We start from the raw sequence: 3,561 nt of genomic DNA on the forward strand, positions 1-3,561 counted from the left end.
TTCTTGACGTCGACGTGGACCATCTGACCAGGTCGCTTGGCGGCGATGACCTGGGGTTTTCGGTTGGTTTCGCCGTTCGGGTCGATGAACCGGCGACGGTGCAATCCCAGGCTCCGCAGGATTCTCGTGACCGTCCGACGAGCAATGACGATGCCGTCGGTGCCCAGTTCGAACGTGATTCGTGAAGCCGACCATTTCCGGCTCCGGCGCATTGCTTCGATCTCGGCCACAAGCCCTGCCGCTGTAGCGGTCGGTTGATGGTGCGGCGTGCTGGATCGGTCCTGTAATCCCAGGTCACCGTACTTGCGATACCGGTTGACCCACTTGGAGGCGCATTGTCGGGAGATGCCCATTTCGGCGGCGACGTGGGCGATCGGGCGGTCGTGACACCGCTCGATCAGGCGTCGTCTTCCCTCGACGGTGAGTGGGGCATTACGGTGTGTCACAGGGCTGGTCCTTCTTGGTCGAGAACGGCTATGTCGCAATTCCTATTCTCGCGCCGAGGACCAGCCCGTCTACTTCAGTCCCGCGTCATCAACGTCCGTACCCGCAACATCTAGTTCGGCAACGACGACATACGTCTGTGCGGTCAAAGGCTTGAATCCTTTCGTTGTCAAGGTCAGTGCCTAAGTCCAGGTGAGCGAAAGCAGATCGGGTTTCCCCAACCGCGCCACTTCAGCGAGGCGGCGTTTGAGATCCCACATCAACCGCTGGTTTGTGCCGAATCGTTCTCCACGCCCGACGACCGCTAGCTGTCTTCGAGAATATGGTGCCTGTCTGGCTGCCAGACGACTAGATGACCTGATTCCGTGGTAAGGAGGTGAACGAGGAAAACCGGAAAGCACGATGCTGCGAGTAGTGATCACCCGCGTGATTGCGGTGCGAGCGCCTGTGTCGACACTGACGATCGCGAACACCTGACACCTTCCGTCCTCACTAAGATCGTCTTGATGGCACCGATTGGACAGCTTTCACTGGCAGTCAGGGTGACTCATCAAGTCCTGCCTAACCCGACAAGAACACCGATATGATCGCGGCACCTCGCATTTCGTATCATATTGCAGTACAGAATAATTCGGTCACTTACTAATACAGAGTCAAGAGTTGTCGACGGCGGCGATCTGCCTTGTCCACGCATACCACGCCACTCCGCAGAACGCTGCTACCATCACGAGGTCGGCGACGATTGCTACGGGCACCTCACGCGTAGCTCGGGCGATCGGGAACGCAACCGCCGCGATGAGCACTAGGACAGCGCAGGCCGGCGGAACCGTGCGGGCACGCCACTGCATGGTTCCAAACACAACAAGCGCGAAGGGAAAGGTCGGCCCCGCGAGCAGCAACATGATTGTGCCGGCCGTCGGGTAGCCGGCGAACGACGCTAGTGCCGAACTGTCGTCGACGCCGAAGACACCCTCGAAGAAACCTTGCAGCCCGAACGCGACAGTCCCGAACATGCCTACCAGCACCAGCAAGAACCACAGCCCAGACACAACCGGGAAGGGGGCACGCAGCTTCTCGTACTCACCTAGGAGCCCGAACACCCACGGCACGGTCGATACAGCGATGAGCATGCCACCGACCACTCCGTAATGCCCGTCGTTCCAGAACAGCGGCGAAAGCCCAAAAATCGCCGGACCCACAATCAGTCCTAGTATTTGCATCCGTGCAATAAGCATGGACCGACCATAGCCGTTCAGCGAAATAGGACTGGGCGAAACTGTCAATGATCGCGTCCATATCCGGCTGAACGGCGAAGCTCAAGATCAGAATGTCGGCAACCGACTGGATTCATAGAGTCGATCATGCGCCTTGCCCACGATTCCCGTGTAGACAATCAGATCTAGATGGGCGGGTTGAGTACGAAACGTCGACGGCGACGATCATGTGCACAGTTACGCCGTCGGTCCGACTAACTTCGTCGTCTTGGCGGTGAAGACGCGTGCGTGTGGCCCTCGACCAGGCTCAGACTCGCAACCACTCCCGAGTGGCGATCACCAAGGCAGCGACCCCACGGTTAAGTGTCGGTTGAACTTCCGGAGCGAAATAGGCCGAGTGGTTCGATGGGATATCGCGGTCGATGCTCCCTGCCTCCGCAGCGGCCCGATACGTTGCCGGGTGCGTACCCCCGAGAATCCAGTAGACCAACGGCGCACTCGCAGCAGTAGCGAGCAAACCGACATCCTCGCTTCCCGAGACCTGCCCGGGGTCAAAGACCGTGTCGTCGCCGAACGCCGACCGGAACGCGACCATCGTGCGCTCAGTAGCATTGTCTCCATTGACCGTAACGGGAAAAGACTCCGCCCGCACGATCACAGGATCCGGCGCTCCGGACGCTGCCGCCTCGGCACTCACGATGCGCTCGATCGCAGCCAACATACGCTCCCGCACATCCTCACTGTAGGAGCGAATGGTCAGGCCAAGCTCCGCGCTGTCAGGGATGATGTTGTTCTTTGTGCCGGCGTTGAGCCGCCCAACGGTAACCACCGCGGTCTCCTTCGGCGCAATCTCCCGGGAGACAATGGTCTGCAACCGCCCGACGATGGACGAAGCGATGACGATCGGATCGATCGTGGTCTCGGGCCTCGATCCGTGTCCACCACGTCCCTGCACCGTTATGTCGATGCTGTCAGCTGAAGCGAAGGCCGCGCCAGAGTGAGCTCCGACCATCCCGGCGGGTGCGGGCCCGACGTGCTGGCGAGTACGACATCCGGTATCGGCACTCTTTCATACAGCCTGTCGTCGAGCATTGCCTGCGCGCCGCGCCCGACCTCCTCGGCTGGCTGAAACACAGCCACGACCGTGCCACTCCAATCCCCCCGCGTCGCGGCAAGCTCCCGAGTCGCGCCGATCAGACAGGCAACATGCACGTCATGCCCGCACGCGTGCATGACACCTGATGTGATGCTGGCATACGCCAGACCAGTGGCCTCCACCACCGGCAATGCATCCATGTCAGCTCGCAGCAGCACCGTCGGCCCACTACCGTTCCGAAGCACACCGACGACCCCCGTGGCTCCGACGCCCTCGATAACAGCGAACCCTGCGGCCCGAAGTTCCGCGGCAGCGATTGCAGCCGTGCGTGTTTCTTCGAAGGAAAGTTCTGGATGCGCATGCAGGTCGCAGTAGAGCTCGTCAAGGTTCACGTACCCATCATGCCGTGTCCATCCAGGGCACAGCCCGACTGGGGCAACCTCAAATTCTTTCAAGCAAGTTTCGACCAACTCGACGCCACCGACCCAACGCTCTCAGGAGATCGTTACAAGCATGGGCTGGGTCTACGCGCAGCCAAAACGCGTTGGACAGCATCGAAATGCGTATAGCGGCATTGGGACCCACAAAAGGCACCCAAACATCACGCTCTTGGAATCTTCCGACCATGTGGATACCAACCTCGGCGGATCCAACCGATTTCATCACCCAATATTCCCAAAACAACACCACTCCCGTTCGCTACGATGCATCCGGGAGTGTCCGATTAACGGTGGATCCGACCTTGATGTCGGTTAGTTACCGTTCAGGGTGATGCGTCCTTCGAAGGTGATCGCAAACGCATTGAGC

The 3,561-nt window shown here is 59.8% G+C and carries 4 protein-coding genes; all 4 read right to left on the minus strand.

All coding sequences use genetic code 11. The features are described from left to right. On the minus strand, positions 1-446 hold a 446-nt coding region (locus tag ACZ3J7_RS40860; RefSeq protein WP_350835280.1), incomplete at its 3' end, for a helix-turn-helix domain-containing protein. Positions 447-1,097: 651 nt separating this feature from the next. Further along, positions 1,098-1,679, minus strand: coding sequence for a hypothetical protein (locus tag ACZ3J7_RS40865; RefSeq protein ID WP_037132137.1), 582 nt, complete (start codon positions 1,677-1,679; stop codon positions 1,098-1,100). A 286-nt stretch (positions 1,680-1,965) separates the two neighbouring features. Next, a complete protein-coding gene (locus ACZ3J7_RS40870; protein WP_306300557.1) occupies positions 1,966-2,670 on the minus strand; it encodes a peptidase dimerization domain-containing protein in 705 nt (234 codons plus the stop codon). Beyond that, positions 2,616-3,146, minus strand: a complete 531-nt coding sequence (locus ACZ3J7_RS40875; RefSeq protein WP_003945383.1) for a M20/M25/M40 family metallo-hydrolase — start codon at positions 3,144-3,146, stop codon at positions 2,616-2,618. Before ACZ3J7_RS40875 ends, ACZ3J7_RS40870 begins: the two co-directional genes overlap by 55 nt. Positions 3,147-3,561 lie beyond the last annotated feature (415 nt).

This window comes from Kitasatospora sp. NPDC015121, assembly GCF_055562955.1.